This window comes from Methanoculleus nereidis (assembly GCF_032944295.1).
Taxonomy (GTDB): domain Archaea; phylum Halobacteriota; class Methanomicrobia; order Methanomicrobiales; family Methanoculleaceae; genus Methanoculleus; species Methanoculleus nereidis.
Genome location: NZ_JABFFQ010000004.1, coordinates 1 through 25,993, shown reverse-complemented (window position 1 = coordinate 25,993; position 25,993 = coordinate 1). Strand labels below are relative to the sequence as shown.

The following is a 25,993-nucleotide window of genomic DNA, read 5'->3' as shown; positions in this document are numbered from 1 at the left end:
GAGTCCGGGGGTTTCCACAATTTTATATAAATACGCGCTTATTTCGTATGTGGAGCCCTGCCGATGACACCGTTCCCTGGCGCACCTGCCGAACCCTCTCCGCCCCTGCAGTTCCTCGACCTGCTCGATGAGGGCGTGCTCCTGATCGGTCTGGACAACCGTATCGTCTGGATCAACAGAGCACTGCAGCGCTGCCTCGGGATCGACCGGGACGCTTATGTCGGCAGCGACGCCGGGGAGTTCTTAAACCGTTTTCTTCTGCCCCGGATCATCGACGAGGAGTGCAGACAGGCGATCGCGGCATCCCTCCGCGACCGTGCCGACCTCCCTGACCTTGCCTGCACCCTCCGGACCGCCGACGGCAAAGAACGCCGGATCTGCTACTCCAGCAGGGTCGGAGAGGACGGTACGCACCTCGTCCGCCTGCGGGACCGCCGGCCGTACGGCGAGCAGGAGGTGCTGGAAACCATCCTTTCGCACCTGCCGGAGACGGTGAACATCCTGGACCGTGACCTCCGGTACGTCTACGTGGACAGGGAGTTCGCCCGTAAACTCGGCCGGGAGCCGCACGAGATGGTGGGTAAGACCTGGGAGGAGCTCGGGTTTACACTGGAGGGGGCCGGCCCCTACTTCGAGAAGGTCAGGGAGGTCTTTGCCACCGGAAAGCAGGTCCGGGGGGAGGTCCGCCATGCCGTGATCCGGGATATCGCGTACAGCGAGTACATCTCGGTCCCGATCCCCGGCCCCTCGGGCAGGATCGAACGTGTCCTGACGGTCTCCCGCGACATCACCGACCGGAAACGGGCGGAGCGGAAGATGGCGCACGAGCACGAACTGCTGCAGGCGATCATCGATGCGATCCCGGTGATGATCACGATCTACGACCCGAACCTGAAGACGTTCCGGTTCAACCGCGCCCTGCGCGAGACGCTGGGCTGGACGGAAGAAGACGCACGCGGCGGCGACTTCATGGCGCTATGCTATCCCGACCCCGGGTACCGGGAGATGGTCGGCCGGTTCATGCAGTCGCTCGAGCCCGGGTGGCGGGACTTTGTGCTGAGGGCAAAGGACGGCTCGCTGGTCGAGAGTTCCTGGGCAAACATCCGCCTCTCCGACGACACGCAGGTGGGCATCGGCATCGATATCCGCGAGCGTAAGGCCGCAGAGAGGGCGCTCCGCGAGAGCGAGGGGTGGTTCCGCGGCATCTACGAGCGGGCCGGGATCGGGATCGCTCTCGTGGGGCTGGAAGGATGCTTCATCGACAGCAATCCGGCGTTCCAGGAGATGCTCGGGTATGAGCGCGACGAGATCGCGGACATGCACTTTGCCGATATCACCTACCCCGACGACCTACCGGAAGACATGGCGCTCGCGGCATCGCTCGTCGCCGGGGAGATCGAGCAGTACCGGCTGGAGAAACGCTACGTGAGGAAGGACGGCCGGATCCTCTGGGGGATGCTGACAGGGTCCCTCGTCCGGAACGCGGAGGACGCCCCGCAGTTCCTCATCGGCATGATCGAGAACATCACCGAGCGCAAACGGGCGGAGGAAGCCCTCCGGGAGAGCGAGGAGCGATACCGTTCCCTCGTCGAACTCATGCCGGACGCCGTCGTCGTACACCAGGACGGCATCATCGTGTACGTGAATTCCGCCTGCGTCCGGATCGCCGGCGGGAGGGGTCCGGAAGACTTCGTGGGTAAACCGGTGGACCTCTTCGTCTCCCCTGAATTCCGCGAGCTCGTCGCCGGGCAGATCCGGCGTATGCAGCAGGAAGGCACGGCTACCCCGCTAACCGAACAGGAACTCAAGACGTTTGACGGCCGGACGATCCAGGTCGACATCACGGCGATCCCCATACTCTACCGGGGCCGCCCCTCTATCATGGTCGTCTTCCGGGATATCACCGAGCGCAAACGGGCGGAAGCCGTTCTCCGGGAGCAGACAGAGGAGCTCACCCGGGTTAACCGGGAACTGGATGAGGCGCACCGGGAGGCGAACCTCTACCTGGATATCCTGACACACGACGTCCGGAACGCAAACAACGTCTCCACGATGTATGCCGATCTCCTGCTCGGCCTGCTCGAGGGCGATCCGAAGACCTACGCACAGAAACTCTACGACAGCATCTGGCGGAGCACCGAGATCCTCAAGAACGTCGCAGCCATCCGCCGGATCCACCAGGAGTCGGCAGATCTCTCGTCGGTGGACCTCGACGCCGTCATACGGGAAGAGATCGGGAGGTTTCCGGCGGCCTCAATCCGCTACGACGGCCGGCCAATCGAGGTCTGCGCGGACGGCCTCCTCTCGATGGTCGTGACGAACCTGATCGGCAACGCCGTCAAGTTCGGGGGACCGGATGTCGAGATCGCCGTCACGGTCGAGGAAGAGGACGGCGAGGTGCTGGTCTCGGTTGAGGACACCGGCCCGGGGATCCCGGACGGGGTGAAGAGGCTGCTCTTCCGGCGGTTCGAGCGGGGGCTCGGGCACGGCAGGGGCGAAGGCCTCGGGCTCTACATCGTCCGGACGCTGGTGGAGCGCTACGGCGGCAGCGTCCGGGTCGAGGACCGGGTGCCCGGCCGTCCCGATCAGGGTGCGGCGTTCCGGTTCACGCTTCTTCGGGCCTCGCACGGCAGGGTGCCTGCATGCGGCCGGGCCCGCATGTGCCCGCCGCATGACCCGGCAGGGCGCCGGGATACGGAGTGCGGCTACCTCCGCCCGGTCGTCGACCTCGTGAAGGATGCCGTTCTCGTCGCAGACGATGCCGGGAGGATCCGGGAGGCCAATCCCGCGGCCTCCACTCTGCTCGGGTATACCCGGGAAGCGTTGCTGCAGCGGTCGGTCTTTGATATATGCGCAGGCGAGGATCACGAGTTCTGGCGGGAGTTCCTGGAAAGCGGCATACTGGAGGGCGAATGCGAGCTTGCGCGGAACGACGGCGCCACGGTCCGGGTGGAGTGCAGCGCCGTGGCACGGACGGCGCCCGGCACCCACGTGGCCACCATCCGCCCGGTCCCCGGAGAGGCGCAGATGGAGGAGATGCTGCAGTTCGAGCGCGACCAGCTCCTCTCCATCTTCGACGGCCTCGAGCAGATCGTCTACGTCACGGACCCCGCGACGGACGAAATCCTGTATACAAACCCCTTCTTTACAAAAGCGCTCGGGAAGGACGTCATCGGCGGGATATGCTACCGCGAGTTCCAGGGGCGCGACACGCCGTGCCCGTTCTGCACCAACGAGGTGATTCTTCGCCAGAAGCCGAAACCATACCGGTGGGAGTATTATAACCCGGTCCTCGATGTCCACCTGGATATCGTCGACCGGATCATACGGTGGCCCGACGGGCGGGACGTGCGGCTCGAGGTCGCGATCGATATCACCGAGCGGAAACGGGCCGAGATGGCCCTGCAGGAGAGTGAAGAGCAGTTCCGGGCGCTCCTGGACGCGGCGCCCGATGCCACGGTGCTCATCGACCGGGAGGGCACGATCCTTGCCCTGAACGAGGCGATGGCCGCACGGTCGGGGAAGAGTATAGAAGATCTCCGGGGGACGTGCGTCTACGACCTCTTCCCGCCCGGTCTGGCCGCGGCCCGGAAGAAGTGGGCCGAGGAAGCCTTCTCGTCAGGGAAGCCCATCCGGATGACCGACGAGCACGAGGGGAGGGTCTTTGATCATATCCTCTTCCCGGTCCGGGGTGCAAACGGGCAGGTCCGGCGGCTCGCGGTCATCTCCGCCGACGTCACCGAACGGGAGCAGGTCGAGGGGATCCGGCAGGAGGCCTACGACCGGATCGAGCAGAACATCGAGCAATTCGCGATCCTGGCGGATCACGTCCGCCAGCCGCTCCAGGTTCTGCTTGCCCGGGCCGATCTGATGGACGACGAGGGAGCCGCGGAGAGGATCCGCGAGCAGGTCCGGCGGATCGACGATATCGTCGGCCAGCTTGACCGGGGCTGGATTGAGTCGCGGAAGATCCGGGAGTTTCTGCGCCGGCACGAGGCGGGGTAGGGGTGCGTTCCTATCCGCCGCCGGGGCAGGCGAGTTCGCAGGCCCGGCAGTGGTCGATCCGTTCCCTCCCGGAGTTCTTGTCGGCGTCCATCCGGGCCAGGCACCGCGCCCGGCTGAATCTCCCGGTGGCGAAGGCGTCCATCGGGCAGGCGCGGGCGCAGTACTGCTCGCAGCCGGCGCAGGGGTCTTCTCGCACCGGTGATGGTTCTTCGGGGCAGTCGAGGTCCGCCCAGACCGCCCGGAACCGGATCCGCGGCCCGTAGCCGGGGACGAGGACGAGGTTGTTTCTTCCCATCCTCCCGATCCCCGCGAGAGAGGCCGCGTCCTTGAGGTAGATCCCGCCGTCCTCGAGCCGGTAGGGGATGAGGCGGGCCCGGACCCCATACTCTTCCTGCAGCCAGCGGGCGAGGTCTTTTCCGATTCTCGCGAGGACCCGGTCGCCGGGCGTTCCCCGGTCCGGCTCCCAGAGGTCGAGTTCGGGGTGCTCGGGGCCGTGGGAAAGGCCGAGGACGATGTAGGCCCCCCGGTCGGTCTGCGAGCCCTTCTGGCCGTCCGCGACGGCCGAGGGGCAGCCGATGAGCCTTTTGGCCGGAACGGTGCCCGCTACGTCTGCGCCGAGTTCATGCGCCTTTCGGATGGCCGCCCTGATGATCTCGGGGTCGTTGGGCATAGTGGAGAGTGGGCGCGGGGGGTAAAGAAGGGAGCGGTCATCCGGGCTACGGGGGCGCGTCACCCGTTCTACCCTGTCCGGGGGTATGGTTGTGGGTCACCTCTTTATGCGATTGTTTCCAACGGGGGGCTTGATCGCAATGACCCCAAGAATCCTCATAGCGTTTGACGGGTCCAGCACAGCCGGGCTGGCAGTAGCGCGAGCGGTTGAATGGTTCGCTGCCGATAGCGAGTTTCATGCGGTCTATGTCCACGGTACGGGCGAGACGATCCGGATCCCGGTGGCGATCCCCCCGCATGCCGCTACCAGAGGGCTTGACCCCGAGCCCGAGCTGGAGCGACGGATCGAGAAGCAGGAACGTGAGTTCATCGAGAAAAAGATCCGGGACCTGACGGATGAGCACGGGGTGCAGATCCGGCTGCACTGGCGCCGGGGTGACCCGCGGCACGAGGTTGTCCAGGCCGCAACGGATGTGAGTGCCGATGTCGTCGTGATCGGTTCCCGCGGCCATGGAAAGATATCCCGGCTCCTGCTTGGGAGCGTCAGCTCCTTTGTGGTGGAGCATGCGCCGGTCTCGACGCTCGTTGTCCGGTGATCCGGCCGGACCCGGGAGTGGTGCCGGCACCTCTCCGGCCCCTGTCAATTGACCGCCAGCGGCACAGGCAGGGTCCCGGTCGAGGTCTTCATCTCCTTGATGCCGGAGAGTCCTACCCGGTTCGGGCGAGGATGGGTTCAGGATGCTCTTCTACACCGTCCCCTCCCCCGACGACGGCCCGGCAGGATACGAAGTGCCCCGGGGGTGAAGGGGCGGGGCACATAATTTGCAGCGCCTCTGCCCCCGGGCGAAGCCATTATTACTAATCCAGATTAGTACTAATCATGATTAGGGAGTTCATCGACCGCGAGACCGAGCGTGCCCTCCTCGAGGAGGAGTGGCGAAAGGATGGTGGCCGGCTGATCATCCTCTATGGGCGGCGCCGGATCGGCAAGACGCGGCTGGTCACCGAGTTCATCCGCGGGAAAGAAGGTATCCTCCACTTTGCCGAGGACACCGCACCGCAGATCCAGATCCGGCGGCTGCAGGAGGAGGTAGCCCGGTTCTTCTCTGACCCGCTCCTTGCAACACTCGAGATCACGACCTGGGACCAGCTTTTCACCTACCTCGCCCGGATACCGCTCGCCGGGCGCCGCTACCTCGTCATCGACGAGTTCACCTACCTGATCAAGAACGACCCGGCCGTCCTCTCCGCGCTCCAGAAAGCCTGGGATACCGCCCTTGCCGGATCGAACTGGTGTATTCTCCTCTCCGGGTCGATGCTCGGCCTGATGGCGGATAGTGCGCTCTCCTACACCTCGCCTGTCTACGGGCGGCGGACCCGGGACATGCTTCTTGGCCCGCTCCGGTTCTGCGACGCACGAACGTTCCTCCCCTCGTTCTCCTTTCGGGATGCTCTCAAGGCCCACCTGACCATCGGGGGCATCCCCGAGTACCTCCTCAAGGCCGGGGATCACCCCGACTATGCCACGTTCGTCGAGCGGGAGTTCTTCAATAGGTACGGCTACTTTTACCGGGAGCCTTACTTCCTCCTCTCGCAGGAGTTTCGGGAACTCAAGACCTACCAGGCGATCCTCAACGCTATCGCCGTCGGCAACACGGCCCCTGCCACCATCGCCCAGTTCTGCGGTATGGACCCCCGCCACCTCTACCCCTACCTCGAGGCGATGACGCGGCTCGGGATCATCGAGAAGGAGTTGCCCCTCTTTGGCAGCCGGCGGCAGGGGCTGTACCGGATCAAGGACTGCATCTTCGATTTCTGGTACAACTTCGTCTTTTCGCAGCGCCAGGCGATCGAGACGGAGAACCATTCGGTCGATGCCGTCGATATGAACCCCTACTTTGGCAAGCAGTTCGAGGTCTTCGTGCGAAACGAGTTTGCCCGGAAGGTTTTTTTGGGGTATACCACCGGGCGGTGGTGGTACCGCGGCGAGGAGATCGATCTCATCGCTGTCCGGGAGAGCGACGCGAGCATTGTCTTTGGGGAGTGCAAGTGGGGGAGCCTTACGGAGAGGGAGGCCCGCGGCGTGCTCACGCGCCTCTCTCAGAAAGCGGAGCATGTCCGGCACGATACCTACACCACCGAGCGCTTCTGCCTTGTCGCCGGCGGTATCAAGGGGAAAGACCGGCTCCGCGAGGAGGGGTTCCTCGTCTACGACCTCGCGGATATCGAGGCGGCATGCACCGTCGGGTAGTTCCATCCGGGACCGGACGCTCATTCCCTCTTCTCCTCCGCCTCCCGCCGGACGTTCCCTGTACCCGGCTGGACAAATTGTAAATTCCACTTACAATTTGTCCATATAAGTATGGCTCTGTGAGGGCGATGCGAACTACCGGCTTGAGCATGCCGGACGGGTGCCGAACGCGAACAACACCCTCCGGGACTTGAGACTGCATCCGCCGGGCCTAACATTAATACCGGTGGAGCGCCAAATTCACAACGCTGGAAAGCGATCGTTACGGGAGGAGTGGAAGATGAACCCAGAAAATCGGAGAACCACCGGGAAGGAGAACGTTGCGGAACCCGGGTCTTCCTACAGCCTCCCGCGGGATTCGACCGCTCCTTCTTCCGTCGGCCCGTTCGGTAAACCGCACCCTGAAGAGTCGCCCCGCCCTTCAAAGCAGGAAGACTTCAGGATGCTCATTGAGCGGCACAGGAAGACGCTCGACCTTCTAGCGGAGTAATCGACCTCTTTTTACGACCACGTGCAGCCGTCAAGAACGTCTTTTCGGGTCTTGTCGCCCCCGGCAACGTCCCGTACAAAGGCATTGTTCTCCGCATCGGAGCTTGCGATGATGTACTGTTCCGGGGTCCTCTTCAGGATGAGGGCTGCAAGCAGAAACGCGATCCGTTTGTTCGGACGAACGGATGCCCTGCTGCAATACCATGGAGCATAAACGCGGCCCTCTCGAACGGGTCGGGAATATGGTTGCCGGCGGCGATGACGAAGTCGAGGTTTCCGGGGTTGAGCAGCCGCCCTTCGAGACCCCGGTCTTGACGCCGCTTGCCCGGATGATCTCGATCTGGAAGCCGGTGACTTCCTCGACGGTGAACTCCTCCATACGCTCTCGCAACTCCCCGCCCGCTCTCCGGGTGCCGGATCGGGCAGAATGCTGAAATGTTGGGGGGTGATTGGGAAAAAAGTTGTTCATGAGGTGCTCGTGAATACGTGTCAGGGAATCTGAGATGAGGCCCCTTCTCGATGGTTCCAGGAGGAGACCCCGGGAACAACTTATATGTGCGGGAGCATGTAGGCTGCACGACACCTGGAGGAGTTGGGAGTATGGAAGAGAGAGAATCATCGTGCCCGTTTCAGCGGGCATTCGGGCCGGGGATGTGCGAGATGCACCGGCGGCTCCACGAGATGCTCGCGGCGCCCGGGCAGCGGATGATGCCCGTGATCCGGGGTGCGGGGATCCCGGTCGATCTCTGGGACTTCGGGGATGAGGTCGCAGTCGTCGCCGACCTCCCGGGGGTGGAGAGCGGCGATGTCGCGATACGGCTCACCGGCCCTGCGACGCTGCGGATCACCGTCCGGCGGAGGGAGGAGGAAGGGCGGGAGGGTTATGCCGTCAGGGAGAGGCTCTCCGGCGAGATGACCCGGGTCGTGAACCTTCCCGCGGAGGTCACGGACGAGGGTGCGGCGGCCACCCTCCGAAACGGCGTGCTGGCGGTGCGGCTGAGGAAGGTTTTAGAAGAGCAGGGGGTCGAGATTCCGGTTCGTGAAGGATAAGGCGGTGAGTTCCGGGGGGAGGGGTGGAGAGCAAACCGGGCGGATTACGCAGGCACTGTCTGCGCGATTGATTGCCCGACGGGAACGGTTGCATCGGATTGACCGGAGAGTGTTCGGATTCGTCCAGCGAGGAAGATGCCACCCGTGACGTGGTCGAGGACCGGGCGGCCGGTCTCCCCGCGCTTGCGCTGAACCGGAGGCCAGCCCCTCGTTCTATTGTTCCGGCGCCGGAGGAGGTTACGCTCGATTGACCGCTACGTAGATGGCTGAGGACCGCGAGCGGGGAACCGGGAACCCGTCCTCCTGGAGCCCCTCGATGTGGAGTTCGATCGCCTCGTGCATTCGCTCCTCTGCTTCTTCACGGGTTGTTCCGGTGGCCACGCACCCCGGAAGGTCCGGGGAGTATGCCGAGTAGTTGCCGTCGGTCTGTTCGACGATGACAAGAAATCGATACATTATTCATCCCTCATGTTAAGTCCTGCCTGTTTGAGCACGCTGTTCAGCGTTCCCGGCGCAAGAACATCTGCCGGATGCCCGGCGATGGTGATACGGCCCACCTTGGACGGATGCTTATACTGCCGGTGACTGCCCCGGGTCGCCACCAGGTACCACCCGTCCGCTTCGATCATCTTTATGCAGTCTCTTTCATTCTTTCCCCGCCCATACCCGTTGATCCGGAACCCCGGACGCATCGTGCTGTTACCCTGTACGCATCACGGTCGGGGATTGTGATATCCCTTGTGCTCCTGGTTTCCCGATCAGTTTCTTCAGTACACCCTCTTCGCCGGGATCGCACCCCGGCCCGGGGGTCCGCCACGTCCCCGGTGTAAATGTCGGGCGAGACCCGACCGGCATCGAGCTCCCGCCCCGGCACGAGTAGCCAGCGGTAGGTCTTCTGGATCGTCCTTGCAACCGTCCTACGGACCGTATCAAGGTTATTCTCCGGGAGATCGCTTCCGTTGATGGTTGCCCCTCTTCTCGCGTGCACTTTCGGGCCGCAGGCCGCAGGTATATAAAGAGCCGTCCCGATATTGCTGTAAAGGGGATGGATCGTCACCCCGGAACGTTCAGGAGGATGAAATATGAAAAGAACGTTTTTCCGATCCGATGGAATGGAACTTGAGATCCTCTATCCCCCATATTGTCAGGTATGCGGTAATCCCATCCCTGACTGTTTTGCAGATACTTTCCCCTACTGTGCGGCATGCAGAAACAGGCCGGATAGAGACGACCCTCCCGTCCGTGTCCGGGCGTTCGGAAAATACCTTTTTGAGGAAGAATTTCCTGATGACGTTCTCAGCAGCGAGATCCGGAGGCTGAAGACGGACGAAACCCTTGTCCCGCAGCTCCTGGAATGTCTCTTCTATGCGATCGATCACCAGTACCCGGACTTCCGGGAGTATGATATTGTCGTTCCGGTTATGCGGGGTACAGGCTCCGGAGGCTACAGTCCCCCGGCGCTCCTGGCAGAAGGCGTCGCATCCCGCTATGGGATGCGATATCTGGACGCCCTGTATAAGAGTAAAGTATATCGCCCAATGCATAGCATCTCTGATCACCTCGAAAAGGAGAAGGAGATCGCAGGGAATGTTGGATGTTGGTACAGGTTCAATGGCGAGTCGGTTCTCCTGATCGACGATACCTGCATCACCGGGGCGACAAAGCGGGAGTGCGCCGCGGTGTTGCGGGCGCATGGTGCAGGTGAGGTCTGGTCGCTTGTCCTCGGGAGGATGGTCAACCGAAAACACCTGGAAATTCTCGGGAGTTACAATGGATAATCTTTCTATCAGGGAGATTGCCTTTCTTGCCGCCCTCAACGACAATCAGGCCCTGAAGCGGCAGGGGTACGCCGAATACTTCCGTGACCCGGCGGTTCTCCGCGACCTCTACGCTGATACCTTCGATCCCGGTGCGAAGCCCCGTCGGGCCTATCCCGGCCCACTTATCGCACGGGCGGAGGAGATCCGGGAGAAAGGTCTTCTTGCGTTCTATATCGATACGCTTACGGGCTACAGGCAGAACGGTGTCCGGATTCTGCCGGTCTTTGATGCCGGATACCCGGGGAGGCTTCTGGGGATTCGGGATCCCCCTTTTCTCCTCTACCAGGTGGGCCGCGAGGAGACCCTCGCAAAGCCGGCGGTTGCCGTCGTCGGCACGAGAACGATCTCCCGGGCGGGTATCGAGAGAGCCCGGGAGACGGTGGATCTTCTGGTTCGCCTCGGTTACGTGGTCGTGAGCGGGCTTGCTCTCGGGACGGATGCCTGCGCTCATACGGCCGCGATCGACTGCGGAGGCGAGACGGTGGCGGTCCTGCCGGGCGACGTCACGGTTGTTGTTCCGGGGGAAAACCGGACTCTTGCCGCGAGCATCGCCGGTTCGGGTTCGCTGCTCGGTGAAATCACACACCTTGCGGGGATGCACAAAGGCAGGTTCCTCGAGCGGAACCGCATTACGAGCGGCCTCTCCGACGGTGTGGTCGTCATCGAGACCGGCAAATCCGGGGGTTCCGTCCGGCAGGCGGAGACGGCGTTCCGGCAGGGACGACCGGTCTACGTCCTGGAGCCTGACTGTTCGGACGCAAAGGCCGTAGCCGGGTATCAGCACCTTGTCTCGTGCGGGGCGATCCCGGTCGAATCCCCCGGCGGCCTCTCCCCGCACTTTGCGAGGATGCAGCACCCGCCCTCACGAGTGACGACGCTCGCGGATTTTTGGTGAGCGATCTCTTCAATTTTTGCCTGCAATCTGGAAACGTTCACATCTCTCGAGTAGGGTTCTTTGGACCTGTTCGGATTATTTTCTCGATGAGAGCGGTTCTCACGCCGCTCCGGCAGGCTTCATTGGTCATCTGCCGACACCAGTCCGGACCTGGTGCAGGTATCTCTTTTCCGGGACCGCCCCGCGGACCCCGCCCCGGGGGTCTTCGGCGTCGCCGGCATAGCGGAGGATGAGGTGGACGTGGAGGTGCATCACCGTCTGGCCGGCGTCCTCGCCGACGTTGTAGCCGTCGGGGTGGAATTGTTCGTCGAGGAGGGTTTTTCCCTCCCGGACGAGGGCGAGGAGGGCGGCGTGTTCTTCGTCCGTTGCGTCGAAGAAGCCGGCGACGTGGCGGTAGGGGTGTTCCGATCTGAACTTCGTCTGGGTCGATAAAACATCTTATCTCCGATGTACTCTTCTGTCTTCATCTCAAGACTTCGCCTGCAACAGCGCGGTGCCATCGGCCGTGAAGGAGACGAGGGAGAGATTAAAAGTGGAATGGACTCAATCACTAATGTGAACAGAGTGGCCAGGAGAATAGGGTGATGTCTGAGGATTTGAACGCTCAAATACGAGAGATGATGGACCTTCCGGCCGAAACTGAATGTATTGAGTTTAAGGAAGTAAAAAACGATTATGGCTTCGATAAAGTCGGCAAATATTTCTCAGCATTGAGCAATGAGGCCAATCTGCATGGGAAACCGGCAGGCTGGCTGATCTTCGGTGTCACCGACAAACTGACCCGAAAGATTGTCGGCTCAAATTACCGTCTTACCCCGCCCGGTCTCGATCGTCTCAAAGAGGAGATCGCGCAGCACACCAATTATCGAATAACGTTTGTCGCCATCCACGAACTTGCGGTCGATGAGAAACGGGTAGTGATGTTTGAGATCCCTCCAGCTCCACGCGGCGTTCCGACCACATGGAAGGGTATTGCATACGGCCGGAGTCATGATTCTCTCGAACCTCTTGCCCTCTATGAGATCGAAGAGATCCGCCGGCAGGCCCCTCTGGACGACTGGTCGGCGAAGGTTTGTCAGGGGGCGACGTATGCGGATCTCGATCCTGAGGCGATCGCCTTTGCGCGGGAAAAATACAAGGAGAAATACCAGGAGAAACACCGGGATCGTGCAAAAGAGGTCGACGAGTGGGATGACCTTACTTTCCTTACGAAGGCGAAAGTATGTAGTCAGGGTCGGATTACGAATACTGCGGTCATCCTCCTTGGAAAGAGTGAGGCAGCGTCCCTTCTCTCACCCACAATTGCGCATATCACCTGGGTTCTCAGGGACAAGGATGAGATCGAAGTCGACTATGCCCACTTCGGCCCACCCCTGATCCTCGCCGTCGACAGGGTTTTTAGCAAGGTCCGAAACCTCACCGTCCGCTATATTTCAGGAGAGACGCTGTTCCCTCTTGAGGTGACACAGTATGACCCCTGGGTGATCCGTGAAGCATTGCACAACTGCATCGCCCACCAGGACTACCGGCAGGCTGCCCGCATTACCGTGACTGAGAGGCCGGGTTCCCTGATGTTCACCAATCGCGGCGATTTCATTCCTGGGACTGTCCAGAGCGTGATTGAACGGGATATGCCGTCGGATCAGTATCGAAACCCCTTCCTTGCCGGCGCCATGGTCGAGTTGAATATGATTGATACCATCGGCAGCGGGATCAAGCGGATGTTTAGAATACAGCGGGACCGCAACTTCCCGATGCCTGACTATGATCTCGACGAAGAAAGTGTGGTGCGGGTCACGATTCCCGGCCGGCTGATCGACGAGCGGTATACCCGGATGCTGATCGAGCGGAAGGATCTTACATTGATGGATGTAATCGCTCTCGATAAGGTACAGAAGGGCCGGCCGGTAACCAGAGAGGAGCGAGATGTTCTGCGCGAGAAGAAACTCATCGAGGGGCGATCTCCGAATCTGTATGTATCGGCGAGTGTCGCCGCCGAGACGGATACGCGGGCAGACTATATCCGGAAGCGGTCGTTTGACAGGGCATATTTCAAGGATATGGTGGTGGCGTACCTGCAAATGTATCATGAAGCACGACGGCCAGAGATCGAAGGCCTGTTGCTGGACAAAGTTTCCGACGCTCTGAATGAGAAGCAAAAGCGCGAGTTCATCAAGTCCCTCTTAAAGGAGATGCGAAAGGAGGGGGCGATTGTGACCGTCGGGAAGACGAGGGGCGCAAAGTGGGTGCTCGCCCCATCCTCTTCTAAGAAGGTATGATTGGGGAAGATTAATCCCAATTTCCTGCAACCGTTTGAAAAATAAATCTCTACCCTTTGGGATCTTGGTAACACGGATTGGGGAAGATTAGGGATCGGATTGGCGGAATGATCTCAAATATTTCGCCTTGGATCACACAATAAGTGGCTATGGGTTAACATTTTAAAATTAAGATTGGGGGAACGATTGGGGAATGACTGAACATGGGCATGCCATGGCACCGGAGGACCCGGGCGGCGTGCAAGGATTGTGGGGGTGCATCACCGTCTGGCCGGCGATCTTGCCGATATTGCAGCCTTCGGGGCGGAATTGTTCGTCGAGGAGGGTTTTCGCCTCCCGGACGAGGGCGAGGAGGGCGATCTGCTCTTCCTCCGTTGCGTCGAAGAGGCCGGCGACGTGGCGGTAGGGGATGAGGAGGAGGTGGCCGGGGCGATTTGGTCGAAGCCGAACTCCGAACATCTGGATACATTGCACGAGATTGCGGAACCGGTTAGATCTCTGCAGAAAGCGCCCAGAGGACTTGTTGGGGTGACGATCCTCTGCCTCTGTGAGGCGGGTTTCTGACCCTTGATGAGCCGGTAGCCCTCCTCCGGGTTTATATCCGCCGGTCGCCCGATGGAGGAGAACGGCATCCGCCGATCCGAAAGAGATAATGCTCCCTGGATGGTAAATCATCATAGAGTTGTCCGATGCACCCTCTCATCTGTGAGAAGATCTCCGAGATTGCCCACGCCGCTCGACGCCGCCGTGTAAGGAGGCTTGGGATCTTCGGCTCGGCGACGAGCGACCGGTTCGACCCTGCGGCAAGCGACATCGATTTTGTCGTCGAGTTCGAACCGATGACTCCAGCGGAGCATGCAGAGGCTTATTTTGGTCTCGCAGAAGATCTGGCCCAACTTTTTTGCCGCAAGATCGATCTCGTCGAGCGATCGGCTATCAGAAACCCGATCTTCCGTGAGTCCGTGGAAGGAACCTGCAAAGATGTCTATGCCGTCGCGTGAAGCATAGAAGTATCTCTACGATATTTCCGGGGCCGCCGACTATATCGCGCAGTTCACCGCCGGAAGATCCTTTGAGGAGTATCGTACCGATCCCATGCTGAGGTCTGCTGTCGAGCGGCAGTTCGAGATCATCGGCGAAGCATTGAACCAGCTCCTCCGGCGGGAGCCAGGCCTCGGTGAGAGGATCTCCGATGCATCTCTGATCATTGCGTTCAGGAATCGACTGATTCACGGGTATGCGAGCGTATCCGATGAGGTTGTCTGGGGTGTCGTCGAGAGGTACCTCCCGGTTCTTTCGAGCGAAGTGCGGAATCTCCTGGCAGGGGATGAGTAGGAACGGCGTCACAGAACCCGGGGGTCCCTGCTCCAACCGAATAGACTCGATCGTCTCCTCTTGAATCCGGGCTGTTCGACCTCTCCGGCCGCCGGGCACACTGCTTTTTCCTTTACTGATTCTTCCCGGCACTCTGTGCAGCCTATTAAGTACACCCTCTTCTCCGGGATCACCCCCCGCACCCCGCCCCGGGGGTCTTCGACGTCGCCGGCATACCGGGGGATGAGGTGGACGTGCATCACCGTCTGGCCGGCGGCGGGGCCGACGTTGACGCCGACGTTGTAGCCGGCAGGGTGGAATTGTTCGTCGAGGAGGGCTTTCGCCTCCCGGACGAGGGCGAGGAGGGCGGCCTGCTCCGCATCGGTCGCGTCGAAGAAGTCTGCGACGTGGCGGAAGGGGATGAGGAGGAGGTGGCCGGGACTCGCGGGGTACCGGTCATAGCGGGCGTAGCAGAGGTCGTTCTCCAGGACTATGTCTTCTGGAGATGGGTTGCAGAAGGGACAGGTCAGAGTGTCCATGCTTCATACCCCCGGACGTGGATGAGGTAAGCGCATTTTTCGGCCTCAGAATGCAGGTGATCCCATGGGCCTCAAGTGCCCATCAAGTACGGAAAAGCCGGCAGATATCCGGACATATGCAGCTCGTCGGTAATACTTCCGACATTGATCTCAGGAAGCGGGCACTCCGAATACAGCCAGTCAAGTATTCCTCCCGTCTGGTGCCGCCTACCGAACATATTTTATTTCAGGTCTCCAGTAGTCTCATTGTTTTTGTTATCCTGTTCCTCTCCTTCGGGCGGGGCGGCCTCCTTTAGCATCCGGTCGAAATCGCTCTCAAAAAGTCTGTCCTGAACAACCCGGTACTTCTCAAATTCACTCTCTGCGAACTCCTTTGCCATCTCTTTTGTGACCATTCCACGGTCTTCGAGCAGTTTGCGATCATCGAACTCAAGGAACCGGTCAAGGCGTTTTGCCCAATCCTCCATAGTCATCGGGATCTTTCTTCTGGCACGCTCTTCAGCAAGGTCAAGCCAGGCGTTGACGAGTCTTCCGAGCGATTCAAGTTCTGTTGCGTTCAGATAGTTTTTCGCAACCGAGACGTCGGTTTTGAGTATCTTCCCGTCAGGGGCTGTTTCCCAGGTGCTAAGGCCCATATGCTTCTTTCTGCTGTCGGCACGCGCCATTATTAGTTCAGCCGCAGTATTCCCATGTATCGCAAAATGTAATTTGTTCTGAACGTTTGCGAAAAACTCGCGTGTTGTTGGTGCATTCCTGTTGTAGTCGAGGCTTGTAGCATAGATGTCCGTGATCTTCTGGTAGAATCGTCTCTCACTCAGCCGTATCTCCCGAATTTCCGCCAGCAAGCGCTCGAAGTAGTCTTCCCCAAGGAACGTACCGTTCTCCATCCGCTTTTTATCAAGTACATATCCTTTAATGGCAAATTCCGTTAACACCCGAGTCGCCCACTGACGGAACTGGGTGGCTCTTCGGGAATTGACGCGATACCCAACTGAGATTGTGGCATCAAGGTTGTAGTAGTCAAGAGTCCGTGAAACTTCACGATCACCCTCGATTTGAACTGTTAGATATTTTCTAATAGTTGCATCACGGGTCAACTCGCCGCTTTCGTAGATGTTTTTCAGGTGTACGTTTATTGTCGGAACAGTCACATCGAAGAGCGCCGCCATCATCTTCTGGCTTAACCAGATGGTTTCGTCCTCGTACCTGACCTCGATTGAGTCTTCACCGGCGGCCGAGGTAAATAGCAAAAATTCAACCGTGCTGTTCCGTATCAGTTTCTTTTCATCTCCGCTCATAGTTCCACCTGCTCGTACGATATTGTGGAGACCCTGCCGATCGCCGGGCTTTCTCTTCTGTGACCCCCGGATCTTCTATGGCGGTTCATGGTGCACTCCTCGTTCATATCCGTCAGGAGAAACGCCTTCTCTTAACGGCCCGGGCGCCACCCGAGGGGGATGGCTATTCGAAGCCGGGACGATCTGCTCAAAGGACTGCCGCCCTGTTCCACGACCTCCTGCCAGACCGCAGGAGGAATGACTACTTCTGAGAAACGACGAAGCAGGCTGATACGACCGATCAGTGAGAGGTGGATGAGCGGCGAAGAATTGCTAACTGCGAGCGGCATAAGCGATGTCCTGGTCGAGGTCCTCATCGGCATAGTGCCGGGGGATCTTCCGTGCCCCGAGCAGTTCCTCCCATTCCCACCGGCTCATCTCCGCCAGCGCCGCCGCCTTCCCGGAGGAGAGGATGCCCCGCTGGTAGAGCGCCACGGCAAGCTCCCGCTGCAACTCGGCGGCAACGGCGTCGGGGGGGAGCCGAAGCGCCTGGACGATATCCTGGGGGACGGTGATGGTAATATCGGTCATAGCCGCTTCACCTGATGAATAAGGGATGGGAGGGAGAACCGATAAATTTGGTGGTGAGCGGAGGCCGGAGAAACTATCTCAATCGATCAGGTTGTTCGGCGCATCCTGTTCCGGACCTGGTGCGGGCATCCTTCAGTACACCCTCTTTTCCGGGACCGCCCCGCGGACCCCGCCGCGGGGGTCTTCGACGTCGCCGGCATACCGGGGGATGACGTGGACGTGCAGGTGCATCACCGTCTGGCCGGCGGCCTCGCTGACGTTCACGCCGACGTTGTAGCCGTCAGGGTGGAGCCGGCCGTCGAGGAAGGTTTTCGCCTCCCGGACGAGGGCGAGGAGGGCGATCTGCTCCGTATCGGTCGCGTCGAAGAGGGTGGGGATGTGCCGGTAGGGGATGAGGAGGAGGTGGCCGGGGCTGACGGGATATCGATCATAGCGGGCGTAGCAGAGGTCGTTGGCGAGCACGACCTCCTCGTCTGGAGGGGTGCAGAACGGGCAGGTCAGGGGGTCCATGCCGCGTACCCCCGGACGTCGATTAAGTAGGCGCACTTCTCGGCGAGGTGCGTAAAGGCCCGGCCCCCACTCTCTGGGTGCTCAAGCTCCGTTCGCACCTACGGTGCTCCTGCTCCAGCCCTTCGACCCGTCGCATTCCACTGGAACGTCGCATCCTACGGACAAGTCGTTCCCGCCGGAGCATCGCATCCTCCTCGCGAGGTTAAAAAGAGATGATCGGAATCACGCATGTATCACGCATCATCACGCATATATCACGCATCATCACTCCTGATCATGTCGACTCCTCTCTCGGAAGAGAGAATATAGTGGGTATCGCGCCGCGATCGGCCTCTCCGTTCAATGATGCGCTTTTTGATGAGGTCATTTAAATCGTTCACCGCGGTCCTCGCGGCAACAACGTTGAGCTCCTGATACTGGCTGTTGGTGATCGTGCCATGGACACGCAGGAAGGAGATCGCAGCAATCTGCCGCTTGTTCAACCCGAGTTCCTGCAGATACTCCTGGGTGAAGGGATCTTTGCGCATGGTGAGTGTGAATCCAAGCGGCGTGCTGGTGATCGCCGGCAACGGCAGGCTTGCTGCATTGAGCACAGTGATCATCCGCTCGATCCCTGAACCGTATCGTTCGACGAGTCCGGCCCGGTAGAAGACCTCGGCAATCTTCGGGTTGCGGTGGTAAGAGTAGTGCTCTTTCAGGATCGTCTCGATGGTGATGCCTTCGGGGAGGCGGCCGGGGTTATGGAAGCGAATATGGTCGTCGAAGATCCTGACCTGAGTCTGGACTGTGTTGTTGAAGTAGTCACGGTGGATGAGAGCGTTCAGCAGGGCCTCGCGGATGGCCGGGAGCGGGTAGTCCCAGACTTCCTTCCTCTGGAAGGACTCCTGCATCGCTTCCTCGGATATATCATACCTTACGCCAATGTAACTCTTGATGATCCGCTCGGCCTCATCGAACTGAGAGAAGAGGTTCCCCCTGATCTCGTGGTCGCCGATGATGATGTCAGCCCGCCTGAACCTGCCGATCCTGATGATGCTATTGGGGAAGTCCTTCTGTGGGTCTCTGCCGAAAAGGATGAGAGCTCCGTTCCTGATCTGCCCGTCCCTGACAAGATCAAGACGGCGGAGGACGGTATCAACCGGTTCGTCGGGAGCGATGGCGGTGATGCGACCTGCCGCCTTTGCAAGGGCAAGAAAACGCCGGACAGTCTCCTCGTCAATCTGGTCGGATGTGTATGGCCCGGTGATACCGTCCCATTCGATGCTCTGTTGAAAATACTCCCGGAGTTCATCGGGAAGCATCTCGCGGGTGGTGTCACCGACACGGGTGTAGTACCGTCCGTCATAGGCGACCGGGGCGCGGCCCTGCTCTACGGCAATAGTAAGAATATGCTTCCCATCGATCTCGTGGATATCGATGACCGGGTGGATGCCGAGCCTGGTGGTTATGCTGTCTGCAAGGACTTTGATTGCGTTATTCCTGAGATCGATGCCAGTGACGGCGTGATCCCTGTCCCTGACACCAAGAATGACCGTACCGCCGGCGGTGTTGGCGAAGGCGGGGAGGAGTTTGTAGAGATTGCTGCTCACTTCCTCCTTAAAATCGATACGCCGCCCTTCAAAGCGGGCAAGAAGGGCAGGAAGGTCATCCATGAGACGTGCCCTCACACCATCTCGAATCCGAGGATCGTATCTGCCCACGATCCCGAACCGGCAAGGAAAAATCAGTGCCCTTGAAGCGGGTATCTGCTCCGATCCCTTCAATTCTGATCATGGTGTATCTCCAGGTCTGAGTGGGTGTCATTACCGGTTTAAGCGAAAGGCAATAATCACGCTGATATTGAAAGCCGGGCATGTTAGGGTTTTCGATCCGACTCTGGAAGACTTTTAGGGATATACATACGCGAGGCAAAAATGATCCGCAACGCAACTATCATCTTCTCCGACTCAAAAGGGTGCAGATTGCGGAGCCATCAGGTCATATCATTCCTCCGATCATCCCGGTCACTCCACCCTGGAGTCCTTGTATGCCGGATACCGCTTCCACTTCTGCACCGATGCAGGGTCGATCGCGAACCCGGCGCCCGCTCCCGGATCCCCTCGTTTCGAGGGCCATCCTGGCCTGGACTCTCTGCTCCCGTCTCTCGCTCCCGGACAGGGGCCGCAGTTAGAGTCCTTCTGTTCCTGGAGGACGATCTGAAGTCCAGAGTGGAACTCTCCCGGGGGCTCGGGCAGACCGCCCCTCAGTATTTCCTCTTCTCCGGGATCACGCCCCGCACCCCGCCCCGGGGGTCCGGCATATCCCCGGCATACCGGGGGATGACGTGGACGTGCAGGTGCATCACCGTCTGGCCGGCGGTTTTTCCGACGTTCACGCCGACGTTGTAGCCGTCGGGGCGGAACCGTTCGTCGAGGAGGGCTTTCGCCTCCCGGACGAGGGCGAGGAGGGCGATCTGTTCTTCGTCGGTCGCGTCGAAGAGGGCGGGGATGTGCCGGAAGGGGATGAGGAGGAGGTGGCCGGGGCTGACGGGATATTTATCGTAGCGGGCGTAGCAGAGGTCGTTGGCGAGGACGATCTCGTCTTTTTGAGGGTTGCAGAACGGGCAGCCTACATCACCCATGCCTCGTACCCCCGGACGTGGATCAGGTAGGCGCACTTTTCGGTGAGGCGGTCGAAGAACAAGTGGACGATGCCGGTTGAAGATCTGCAGTGCTCTTCCCGGTCATCAATCTTCCCGCAATTTCTCAAGAGCCCGTTTAACCGCTGTTTTCACTGCGGGATCCCTATCCCTCTGCGCCATCGTGAGAGCTAGCCGCGCTCGCGGGTCGCCGATCGTACCCAGCGCGTCTGCAGCGCTCTTCCGTATCTCGCGGTCCGGATGGCGCAGGCATTCCGTGAGAGGATCGACTGACTTCCGGTCCCTGATGACCCTTAACCCTCGGATGATATTCACCTTCGTTCTCCTGTCTGCACTTTTCAGTTCCGCAATCAGCGGTTCGACCGCAGGCTGCCCGATATTCATCAGGTTCTGGGCGGCACGGTCTCGCTTCCTCTGGTCAGTCTCCGATTTGAGCGCTGTGATGAGTTCTGCAACCCTTCTATCGGCGGCGCCCGTTGTGTGTTCCACGATGCCTATCTTCGGGATCTCCGGTGAACCTGTCGGTTGGGGCGAGGTTTGCAGATCCCGCTTTCCGTTGAGAAGCAGGGATTGCAGCGTTTTCGAGTCTCTTCCGGAGATGATGAGAAGCCAGCGGAGGCTCGAGACGTTGTTCATCGGCTCATCGCCGTAAGCCCTCCGGAGCAGGTGGAGCCACTGCTCGTCAGTGACAGAACTCGATTGGTTTTCGAGCAGCTCGATCAACCGCCTCCGGGCCTCGCTCCTGATCGAATTGACGATGTTTTTGACATAGATCGTCCCGAAGTCATCGGTGACGATGCACTCCCGGACCCTGTAGTAGGACCGCACAACCTCCTCGGACTGCTTCTCGAGGTCGAGGATCTCGCTGTTCTCCGGGTCGTAGAGTTCCAGCGCGATGCCGAGCTTCAGGGCGATATCCTGGATCCAGGCGAGGTCACTCATGTAGGAGAAGGAGTCCTCGGCCGCAACGAAGTTCCGTGGGAGGGCGACAAAGTGGTGGAATATGGGTTGCTTATCGGGCCTGTTCCTCAATATCCGCCCCATTCTCTGGACGAGCTGCAGTCTGGTCTTTGCTGATGCGACGTTGATCCCGATCTCGGCGTCGGGGACGTCGAGGCCTTCGTCAAGCATCTTCGGGGCGATGAGCACACCTGCCGTGCAGTTCCGGAACGCATTGAGTGTTCGCTTGACGTCGTCCGGGTGCAGGTCTGAATGGACGCGGTATGCAGGTACAGAGTCCTTCACCGACCGGTAGATCCGCTCGCATGTCTCGATGTCCATCGAGAAGACGACGCACTTCTTCCGGTTCCCGAGCTGCTTGATGAGACGGATCGCCTGCTCCATCTTGGGGGCCGAGCGGTGGATGATCAGCCGCCGCCTGTAGATCAGGCCGACCAACTTCTGCCACTCTTCGGGGACTTCGGTCTCCGAGTAGCGGGAGTTCCTCATGAGTTTTACGAAGTCTCCCAGGCTCTCGAACCGGCTGAACTTGTGGCCGGAGAGGATCTGGATGAGTATCTGGTCGTTTGTGTTGATGTAGTTGAGCAGTTTTTTGATATGCTCCGAGATCTCCCTGAACTCAACGTCCTCTGCGATATCGAGGAAAGTCTTGTGGACATAGAGGTTGAAGTCCGGCACGACCCCCCGTTCGCGGGCTTCTTTGAGCGTGAACGTGTAGACGGTCTTTCCGAGATACCGGTCGAGGACCTGCCCCCGTTCGGCGCCTTCGACCGTTGCCGAAAGCCCCATCTTCCACCTGCACGGCACTTCAAGCGCTTCTCGGAACCGCAGCCCCGCTCCGTGGTGAACCTCGTCGACGATGAGGAGGTCCGTGGCGTATGCCCCGGGATTTTTGTAAACCTTCTGGAGTGTATCGAATTCGACGACAAACCTGTCGTCGTAGTTGAGCGGGCTCCTGTAGTCCCCGTTTGAACCGCCTACGAACCCCAGCTTCTCGATGGTTTCCCGCCGCCACTGGTCGAGCAGCGCCCGTGAGTGGGCGAGGACCAGCACCCGGAGTGACCCATGGAGCTTGAAGAGTTTCTCGGCAGCGGCGAGGCCGACCATCGTCTTGCCGGTCGCGGTGGCCATTTCGAGAACGCCCTTTCCGCCGCTCCCGAGCCAGGCCTCTAGCGCTGTCTTCTGGTGGTTCCAGAGGGTATAGAGCAGCACCGGCCGTGTGGAGAGGCGGGCGAGTTTCTCTTCCGTTTGGGACAGACGGCCTGCAAACGTCTCGAGATGTCCCGACTCGGCCAGCCGGGTGAAGAGTTCCATCGCAAAGACCGAACTCCCGACCGAGAAGAGATGGGCGATCTCGTCGATCATGGCAGGCTGCATCCGCAGTTCCAGTGCGATCTTCTTCAGAATCTGGATCTTCTGGAGTTCCGGGTACGGATGGAGGGCATTGACCGAACCGACCCTGAACGCGGTGAACTCCTTTGCTGCCTTCCGGAACGCTTCAGGATCCCCCATCCGCTCCCTGGCAATCCGGTACGCGGCGCCGGCGACCCAGTCTTCGAGCGTCGCGTAGTGTCCGTCGTTCGGGTCGAGCCGGAGGACGAACCTGGCGTCTTTGTGATACCGGTTGTCGTAGTAGTTCAGCAGTTCTTCATCGGCGATGCCGAGTGCTGCGGCCTCGGGGAGCGGGTCGAGGGTTTTTGCCCTGAAGTAGTCGAAGGTGAACCTCTCGGGGTGCTTCAGGTAGTCGATCTCGTCCTGACGGAGTCTCTTCATGGGCTATGCTCGCAGTTCATACCGGCCGTGGGGGTATCGTACTCGTTCTGGCCGGGAGACATGGTATGTTCTAAAAACCATTCCAGGTATAAAGGTATTTTCACCAGCGGGTGCCGGTGGGCGTTGATGTCCGGTATCAGGGAATAAGAATTGTTATTGTATCTTTTGAGGGTTCTAACGGTGTTGGGCGAAGTTTTATCTTTCCCAGTGCGAGTGAATTAATTCTATCGCTTTCCGGGCGTATCTGCGGAAGTCCATGTCCGGGTGGTTGCTGAAGGACGAGAGCAGTTCGATTGCTCGCGGATCGCCGCTCTCGCCCAGAGCCCGGATGGCGGCTAGTTGTGCTGTCCTCGCCGTCTTTCTGGTGACGATCTCGATGAGTCTCGGTTGTTCTGATAGGTTTTATTGGGCGTAGGGCGTATACCGGTTCGGATCTGGTGGGGTATCCTTCAGTACACCTGCTTCTCCGGGATCGCCCCCCTGACCCCGCCCCGGGGGTCTTCGACGTCGCCGGCATACCGGGGGATGACGTGGACGTGGAGGTGCATCACCGTCTGGCCGGCGGTTTTTCCGACGTTCACGCCGACGTTGTAGCCGTCGGGATGAAATTGTTCGTCGAGGAGGGTTTTTGCCTCGCGGACGAGGGCGAGGAGGGCGGTGTGTTCCGCGTCGGTCGCGTCGAAGAAGTTCGCGACATGGCGGAAGGGGATGATGAGGAGGTGGCCGGGGCTGACCGGGTATTTATCATAGCGGGCGTAGCAGAGGTTGTTTGCGAGCACGATCTCTTCTTCTGCAGGGTTGCAGAACGGACAGCCTATATCACCCATGCTTCGTACCCCCGAACGTGGATGAGGTAGGCGCATTTTTCGGTGAGGTGCGTAAACGCCCGGTCCTGCCAGTCGCTCCCCGGTGTTTCGAGGCCGAGGAGGGAGACCGCGATCTCCCGCTCGAAGGGGCGGGCGGCGTGGTTGTGGAGGAGGTCCCAGTAGCCGATGATGCAGTCCCGCCGGGATTCGAGGAGCGAAGGGTCGGGGATGCGGTCGCGTTTTCTAGTGTTGATGAAGTCAAGAGCGGGGAGGAGGTTCCAGAGGTCGTTGTTCTTCCAGACCGAGAACGGGAGGACGTGGTCGATGTGCATCGCTTCCGGCGAGGAGATGGCCTTCCCCGACCAGACGCAGGTGAGCGTCCCTTCCTCCGCAAAGACCGACCGGTAGAAGTTTCGTGCATCCGCGATCGCCCGTTCGGTTGTCGGGGTCTTCGTGAGCAGGGAGAGCATGCACTCCTCGGTGACGGTCCCGGTCTTGTCCGCGGCCGCGGTGAACTCGGCCCATTTCTTCAAGAGGCTCTCCTCTCCGGAGATGAACCCCCCGAAGTGCTCGAAGACCGTGCAGAGGTCGCGGGAGAGGGAGAACCGGCCGGAGTTCTCGATCAGGGAGGCCCGGTCGATGGGGCCGTCGCCGGAGATCCGGTAGAGCGGCCGGTCGTAGTCGAAGACCGAGTAGTGCTCCTTTGACTGCGAGTACCCGAGGTGCTTCATCGGCATCTCGGTGATGGTCTTCCGGATCGCTTTCACGAGCGTCCGGAACGCGGGCTGGATCCCGGCCGGCATGGTGCCGCGGGCATAGTCGTTGTAGAAGACCGAGATCCCGCCCCGGTCCCGGTAGTAGTCGATGACCGGCACGAAGTGCTTCCGGAACGAGACGGCCTTGCCGGTCTCCGGGTCCGGCGTCTCCCCGTTCTTCTGCGGGATGAACGCCGGGGCTGCAAAGATGGGATAGTAGTAGAGCAGCCACTTCTCGATGAGCAGACCGAGGGGGAACGAGACCTGATCGCCGTCGTCCTCCCGCAGGTGCGAGGACTGCTGGCAGATCTCGATGACGCCCCGGAGTAGGGCATACTTGTAGGTCGCGTCGGCGCTGTCGCGCTCGATGATGTTGTTGATCCGGCGGTACTGGGCGAGGTCCATGATGATATAGAGAAAATAGGAGAGTGGGGTGATATGAGTGCCGGTTTCATTATAGGGTCGTGGGGGATCGTCTTGTAGTTGATCTGATGTGTCTTACGTGCATCGGTGCGTTCATACGGTTCGGCTCCTGCCAGTTAGAGGACTTCTAGGAGCATTGCTTGGTTGAGGTACCTGACGATGAGGATCTTCATGCCATTCTCCTGGCCGGACGGATAATCTGCAATAAACGCTAAGAGATCCATGGTCGTGTGTCTCCTTTTGCCAAATCAGGGTTAGATCCCGGGCCAATTCAATTTCACCGAACTTTCGTTACTGGTATTATTTCGAAAAGTTAAACATCCCAGATGGTCTATTCAGCATAATTATGGTTTGTTTTGGCAGCAAGGGCATTTCATATGTAAAACCATCACTGGCCCTTTGATAGCACCCGATAGAACCGAGATGATCCGAGGAACGCATTCAAATGGACTTAAACAAAGAACTCGAAGAGTTTAATAGCACTTTACGTGAGATCGAGGTGCAAAAGGCTCGACTTAAAATCAGCATATTGTTGATGCCCTTTATTATCGGAATATTTTTGTTTTTTATTACTCGAAATCGAATCAAGACGCTATCTGTTCTTCGTGACGAGACGCTGCATGACCTTGAGTGCCGGGTTACCGAGAGCGTGCGAGAAGCAGAGTCACTGCTTGCCCAGATTGAAGACAGTGATACCAATTTACCTCATTTCAAGCGGTCGGATTACGAAAAATGTCTCTCCGGGTACCTATGTGCCTACGAACCTATCAGAGAAAGGAGTGATCTCTTTCCGGACACATTTAACCATCATGTGAACGAGTGCGGTAACGTCTCAGATCTTCTGTAATTTGTCTGAGCCCTGTCTCCTTGCCTGATCATTCCCTCTCCATGGTCAAATACCTTCTGCCGGTAACCCACTCCTCGTTGATGTCCATCAGGATGGATCCGA

The 25,993-nt window shown here is 59.7% G+C and carries 25 protein-coding genes and 2 pseudogenes; 11 read left to right on the top strand and 16 right to left on the bottom strand.

Annotation, left to right across the window (positions count from 1 at the left end; all coding sequences use genetic code 11):
- The first annotated feature begins 63 nt into the window (after positions 1-63).
- A complete protein-coding gene (locus tag HL657_RS06630; protein WP_317296040.1) occupies positions 64-4,005 on the top strand; it encodes a PAS domain S-box protein in 3,942 nt (1,313 codons plus the stop codon).
- Positions 4,006-4,015: 10 nt separating this feature from the next.
- On the opposite strand, the gene HL657_RS06625 is transcribed toward HL657_RS06630, so the two are convergent.
- Positions 4,016-4,675 (bottom strand): hypothetical protein, encoded by a 660-nt coding sequence (locus HL657_RS06625; RefSeq protein ID WP_317296039.1) that lies wholly within the window; start codon positions 4,673-4,675, stop codon positions 4,016-4,018.
- Positions 4,676-4,814: 139 nt separating this feature from the next.
- On the opposite strand from HL657_RS06625, the gene HL657_RS06620 reads away from it, so the two are divergent.
- From HL657_RS06620 to HL657_RS06600, 5 genes are all read left to right on the top strand, one after another.
- Positions 4,815-5,270, top strand: a complete 456-nt coding sequence (locus tag HL657_RS06620) for a universal stress protein (RefSeq protein WP_301677471.1) — start codon at positions 4,815-4,817, stop codon at positions 5,268-5,270.
- 284 nt (positions 5,271-5,554) lie between these two features.
- Positions 5,555-6,925, top strand: coding sequence for an ATP-binding protein (locus HL657_RS06615; protein WP_317296038.1), 1,371 nt, complete (start codon positions 5,555-5,557; stop codon positions 6,923-6,925).
- Between the two features lie 280 nt (positions 6,926-7,205).
- Positions 7,206-7,415 carry a hypothetical protein gene (locus tag HL657_RS06610; RefSeq protein WP_317296037.1) on the top strand — a complete coding sequence of 70 codons (210 nt, stop codon included), beginning with the start codon at positions 7,206-7,208 and terminating at the stop codon, positions 7,413-7,415.
- Between the two features lie 202 nt (positions 7,416-7,617).
- Positions 7,618-7,848 carry a hypothetical protein gene (locus HL657_RS06605; RefSeq protein ID WP_317296036.1) on the top strand — a complete coding sequence of 77 codons (231 nt, stop codon included), beginning with the start codon at positions 7,618-7,620 and terminating at the stop codon, positions 7,846-7,848.
- 166 nt (positions 7,849-8,014) lie between these two features.
- A complete protein-coding gene (locus HL657_RS06600) occupies positions 8,015-8,464 on the top strand; it encodes an Hsp20/alpha crystallin family protein (RefSeq protein WP_317296035.1) in 450 nt (149 codons plus the stop codon).
- Positions 8,465-8,701: 237 nt separating this feature from the next.
- Here HL657_RS06600 and HL657_RS06595 read toward each other — a convergent pair whose 3' ends face one another.
- On the bottom strand, positions 8,702-8,920 hold the full coding sequence (locus tag HL657_RS06595; protein ID WP_317296034.1) for a type II toxin-antitoxin system HicB family antitoxin: 219 nt from the start codon (positions 8,918-8,920) through the stop codon (positions 8,702-8,704).
- On the bottom strand, positions 8,920-9,156 hold the full coding sequence (locus HL657_RS06590) for a type II toxin-antitoxin system HicA family toxin (protein WP_301677475.1): 237 nt from the start codon (positions 9,154-9,156) through the stop codon (positions 8,920-8,922). The genes HL657_RS06595 and HL657_RS06590 overlap by 1 nt, the downstream gene beginning before the upstream one ends.
- Positions 9,157-9,576: 420 nt before the next feature.
- On the opposite strand from HL657_RS06590, the gene HL657_RS06585 reads away from it, so the two are divergent.
- Entirely contained in the window at positions 9,577-10,242 is a 666-nt protein-coding gene (locus HL657_RS06585) for a ComF family protein (protein ID WP_317296033.1), read from the top strand.
- Entirely contained in the window at positions 10,235-11,179 is a 945-nt protein-coding gene (locus HL657_RS06580) for a DNA-processing protein DprA (RefSeq protein ID WP_317296032.1), read from the top strand. The genes HL657_RS06585 and HL657_RS06580 overlap by 8 nt, the downstream gene beginning before the upstream one ends.
- A 126-nt stretch (positions 11,180-11,305) precedes the next feature.
- Here HL657_RS06580 and HL657_RS06575 read toward each other — a convergent pair whose 3' ends face one another.
- A complete protein-coding gene (locus HL657_RS06575; protein WP_317296031.1) occupies positions 11,306-11,431 on the bottom strand; it encodes a hypothetical protein in 126 nt (41 codons plus the stop codon).
- A gap of 27 nt (positions 11,432-11,458) precedes the next feature.
- Positions 11,459-11,518 (bottom strand): annotated as a pseudogene (locus HL657_RS06570) (HIT family protein); the annotation flags it as partial.
- 245 nt (positions 11,519-11,763) lie between these two features.
- On the opposite strand from HL657_RS06570, the gene HL657_RS06565 reads away from it, so the two are divergent.
- Positions 11,764-13,458 carry an RNA-binding domain-containing protein gene (locus HL657_RS06565; RefSeq protein WP_317296030.1) on the top strand — a complete coding sequence of 565 codons (1,695 nt, stop codon included), beginning with the start codon at positions 11,764-11,766 and terminating at the stop codon, positions 13,456-13,458.
- A gap of 168 nt (positions 13,459-13,626) precedes the next feature.
- Here HL657_RS06565 and HL657_RS06560 read toward each other — a convergent pair whose 3' ends face one another.
- Positions 13,627-13,917, bottom strand: a complete 291-nt coding sequence (locus HL657_RS06560; protein ID WP_317296029.1) for an HIT family protein — start codon at positions 13,915-13,917, stop codon at positions 13,627-13,629.
- Positions 13,918-14,147: 230 nt separating this feature from the next.
- Here HL657_RS06560 and HL657_RS06555 point away from each other — a divergent pair, with 230 nt between their 5' ends.
- Positions 14,148-14,459: a nucleotidyltransferase family protein gene (locus HL657_RS06555; protein ID WP_317296028.1), complete on the top strand. Its 312-nt coding sequence runs from the start codon at positions 14,148-14,150 to the stop codon at positions 14,457-14,459.
- A 22-nt stretch (positions 14,460-14,481) separates the two neighbouring features.
- Positions 14,482-14,793, top strand: a complete 312-nt coding sequence (locus HL657_RS06550; protein WP_317296190.1) for a HepT-like ribonuclease domain-containing protein — start codon at positions 14,482-14,484, stop codon at positions 14,791-14,793.
- Positions 14,794-14,942: 149 nt separating this feature from the next.
- Here HL657_RS06550 and HL657_RS06545 read toward each other — a convergent pair.
- The 10 genes and pseudogenes from HL657_RS06545 to HL657_RS06505 form a co-directional block, all read right to left on the bottom strand.
- A pseudogene (locus tag HL657_RS06545) lies at positions 14,943-15,311 on the bottom strand (HIT family protein); the annotation flags it as partial.
- Between the two features lie 221 nt (positions 15,312-15,532).
- Positions 15,533-16,609 carry a virulence RhuM family protein gene (locus tag HL657_RS06540; protein WP_317296027.1) on the bottom strand — a complete coding sequence of 359 codons (1,077 nt, stop codon included), beginning with the start codon at positions 16,607-16,609 and terminating at the stop codon, positions 15,533-15,535.
- 312 nt (positions 16,610-16,921) lie between these two features.
- Positions 16,922-17,179 carry a UPF0175 family protein gene (locus HL657_RS06535; protein WP_317296026.1) on the bottom strand — a complete coding sequence of 86 codons (258 nt, stop codon included), beginning with the start codon at positions 17,177-17,179 and terminating at the stop codon, positions 16,922-16,924.
- A 132-nt stretch (positions 17,180-17,311) separates the two neighbouring features.
- A complete protein-coding gene (locus HL657_RS06530; protein ID WP_317296025.1) occupies positions 17,312-17,689 on the bottom strand; it encodes an HIT family protein in 378 nt (125 codons plus the stop codon).
- 254 nt (positions 17,690-17,943) lie between these two features.
- Positions 17,944-19,341: an ATP-binding protein gene (locus tag HL657_RS06525; RefSeq protein WP_317296024.1), complete on the bottom strand. Its 1,398-nt coding sequence runs from the start codon at positions 19,339-19,341 to the stop codon at positions 17,944-17,946.
- Positions 19,342-19,931: 590 nt separating this feature from the next.
- Positions 19,932-20,309 carry an HIT family protein gene (locus HL657_RS06520; protein WP_317296023.1) on the bottom strand — a complete coding sequence of 126 codons (378 nt, stop codon included), beginning with the start codon at positions 20,307-20,309 and terminating at the stop codon, positions 19,932-19,934.
- Between the two features lie 105 nt (positions 20,310-20,414).
- Positions 20,415-23,060, bottom strand: coding sequence for a DEAD/DEAH box helicase family protein (locus HL657_RS06515; protein WP_317296022.1), 2,646 nt, complete (start codon positions 23,058-23,060; stop codon positions 20,415-20,417).
- A gap of 195 nt (positions 23,061-23,255) precedes the next feature.
- Complete coding sequence (locus HL657_RS13440; protein ID WP_394804646.1) at positions 23,256-23,438, bottom strand: HEAT repeat domain-containing protein; 183 nt, start codon at positions 23,436-23,438, stop codon at positions 23,256-23,258.
- 71 nt (positions 23,439-23,509) lie between these two features.
- The gene (locus tag HL657_RS06510) at positions 23,510-23,887 is read right to left on the bottom strand and encodes an HIT family protein (RefSeq protein WP_317296021.1); all 378 of its coding nucleotides are present in this window, start codon (positions 23,885-23,887) and stop codon (positions 23,510-23,512) included.
- The gene (locus tag HL657_RS06505; RefSeq protein WP_317296020.1) at positions 23,875-25,026 is read right to left on the bottom strand and encodes an HNH endonuclease domain-containing protein; all 1,152 of its coding nucleotides are present in this window, start codon (positions 25,024-25,026) and stop codon (positions 23,875-23,877) included. The genes HL657_RS06510 and HL657_RS06505 overlap by 13 nt, the downstream gene beginning before the upstream one ends.
- Positions 25,027-25,993 lie beyond the last annotated feature (967 nt).